2 protein-coding genes are annotated in these 2805 nt (G+C 56.1%); one reads left to right on the forward strand and one right to left on the reverse strand.

Translation table 11 applies throughout. From position 1 onward, the window contains the following. Positions 1-528: 528 nt before the first annotated feature. Entirely contained in the window at positions 529-1401 is an 873-nt protein-coding gene (locus tag BLR31_RS21230) for a LysR family transcriptional regulator (protein ID WP_090600530.1), read from the reverse strand. A 160-nt stretch (positions 1402-1561) separates the two neighbouring features. Here BLR31_RS21230 and BLR31_RS22375 point away from each other — a divergent pair, with 160 nt between their 5' ends. Next, on the forward strand, positions 1562-2281 hold the full coding sequence (locus BLR31_RS22375; RefSeq protein WP_090600532.1) for a hypothetical protein: 720 nt from the start codon (positions 1562-1564) through the stop codon (positions 2279-2281). The last annotated feature ends 524 nt before the right edge of the window (positions 2282-2805 follow it).

The following is a 2805-nucleotide window of genomic DNA, read 5'->3' on the forward strand; positions in this document are numbered from 1 at the left end:
CCCGGAAAGGTCGCCCGTGTCGCACCGTCGACGCGAACACGCTTCCAATGTTTACAGACACTTAGCAATGGAGTGCATAATGAAACACCCTTCGCCGGCACCCGAAAACCTTCACCATTGTCGCCGTTCGGAGCGCCGCGTTCGGCACCCGAAACCTGCCGTTCATTCATTTCACCCGACGGCAAAGCCGGGGCCGTCTGCTGAAGAGGTCATCAGGGAAATCAAGCGGCTCTTCAAGATTGAAAAGAACCCACCCACTGTTACCCGCGCCGAAGGTCGCCTCACGCGGCGCGGTGGCTTCTTGAAGAGTACGGCCTCGTCACCGACGACTATCACCGCACACGATGGGTGTGGTTCGCTGTGACCTTCACCGCAATCTGGCGCAATTTCTCCAGCGCTAAGTGGCGGATTGCGGGCGAGATCTCGAAGAAAAGTAGAACGGACGTTCGAGCGTGATGCCGCGAAAGTCTGGTCTGAGCCCAAAGTGACGAATGCTGCACGATGGGCGAATGTCGATTACCGACCTCACTACGCCAGCGTGCGCGTCATCTCACGGATCAGATCATTTGTCTCTGGTCTCGTCGTTTGGTGCCGATATCGAAGAGCCAAAACAGTTCTTGATAATTCAAGACCATCGATGGGTTTCGACACCAAGCCCATGTCCGAAGGAATAGCGGTGGCTGGCAGGATCACCGCACCTGACCCTTGTCGCGCCAGTTCAACCAACCAATCCACGCGATTTGACCGATAGGCCGCGTAGAGTTCATGACCATGATCCGCGCAGGTTCCATGCAAAGTATCCCGCATTTCGCAATTTAGTCGGTCCAGCATGTCAGTCTTAGCCAGCGTCGAAAGAGAGATCGCATTTAGTTCAGACAACGGATGCGACTTTGACACCACGACCTTGTAGTCCTCTTCATAGAGATGGTCTATGCGATAGAGGTCTTCACTGACCTTCTCTGCGGTGACTACAACGTCAAATTCACCATCTCGTAACCCGGCAAGAAGCTCGGAGGTTGACGCAACGATCAATTCGATTTCGGCTTGCGGCAATCGCGTACGAGTACGCTCCATAGCTGCCGAAATCCTGTTGTGGCCAATCGTTTCGCCGACACCAACAGAGATTGGAACCCGCTCCAAGCGCACATGACGGACCGCCTCCGCCTTCGCCTGTCTCGTCTCATCATGAGCCTTCTGCAATCTTGGCTGCATGAGTCTTCCCAGCGGAGTCAGCCTGCATCCCGCTCGGTCCCTGACAAACAGGTCACCTCCAAGCTCGTCTTCAAGTTTCTTGATCGCAGTCGTCAAGGAAGGCTGGGAGACATTGGAGGCGCTGGCTGCGTGGGTGAAGTTTCGGTGCTCGCAGACAGCGAGAAAATACCTGATCTGGTTCATTTCCATCGCCGCATTCTCCGTTACATCTCCAGCCACGCCATCAAACCAACTTCAATAGTCCATGTCTATCAAAGAATAGAACTTCGGAATTGGGTTCGGGCGCATTCGGCATGGGACAAGAGTGCATCAAAACCAAACATGAAGCACTTCAAATCAGGAGACGACCATGAAAACGCAAATCCTTCAAACAGTCGCCGCACTGGCGCTGATCACAACTTCTGCAACTGCACAGGACAACCCAATGGTAAATCATACAGCCAGCTACATCGCCATGCCGGCCGCCGAAGGCCAGACCGGAGCTTTCGCGGAGTTTCTGGCTGGTGCCGCAGCGATCGTGCGGGACACAGAGCCGGGCACCGTCCTTTGGTTTGCTCTGCAAGCCGATGACACGCTCGCAATCTTTGACATCTTCGCAGACGAAGAAGCACGCGACGCTCACTTCTCAGGAGCGGTTGCTGCGGCTTTGAACCAAAACGCCGACGCACTGGTCGACGGCGGATGGGACGACGGTGTTGTCGCGAATATCAACAACTCCGATGTCCTGTCGGTCAAGGCGCCGGTTGATCTCTCCACGGCAACAACCGCAACTTACATCAAGCTCGAAGCTGCTCCAGGTAAAGGCCCCGAATTGGCAGCCTTGCTGACCGCCGCCGGCCCCATCGTCGCAGAAACTGAACCCAAGACATTGTTCTGGGCGGCGCTGCAGATTGACGAGACCAACTTCGCCATCTTCGACATCTTTGCCGACAACTCTGGCCGCGAAGCGCACTTTGCCGGACAAGTCGCCGGACTCCTGAATGAAAAGGCTTCAGAATTGATCTCAGGTGGATGGGACGACGGTGTGGTGGCAAACGCCCACAATTTCGAAATCCTCGCTACCAAGTAATCTCGAGGTGACTTGAGAAAGAAGTGCCCGGTGCAACCCATCGGGCGCTTTGCTGTTTGAATTTAGAGTCACGCCAAAGCGGCCGTGCCGGAGCTGGCAAGCGAAGCTCGCACTCGCCTCCGGCTTTGAAAGGGCGGCTATCGGCGGGAACATGTCAGCGCCTTCGACCAACACGTCGAGATCGCGGACGACGCGATCTACATCAAGGGCAGCAATAATACCCTGTTGAGGAAGCCGGTAGCCACCAAAGGAGGGAAGTCGGCGAGAATCGGCGTTCCCGATTTTTACCAAAGTGGCGGACCGGGTGGGGTTCGAACATATTCGCCGGAGTAATCGGCTTGCGCTTGGCTAGGCCGTGAGCAATGTCGGCTTTCGGGACGCCGCAAGCGGCAGTCGAACGGCCGGATAGGGTGAAGGTTTTCGGGTGCCGGCAGGCGTACGAAAGCCCCTCATGCAGGAACCCGCGGTCGGCACGCTTTGGCTATGGGGTTTTGTGTTCTGGGGCTGCCAGGGGGTGAACAGCT

It is taken from the genome of Pelagibacterium luteolum, assembly GCF_900100665.1.
Taxonomy (GTDB): Bacteria; Pseudomonadota; Alphaproteobacteria; order Rhizobiales; family Devosiaceae; genus Pelagibacterium; species Pelagibacterium luteolum.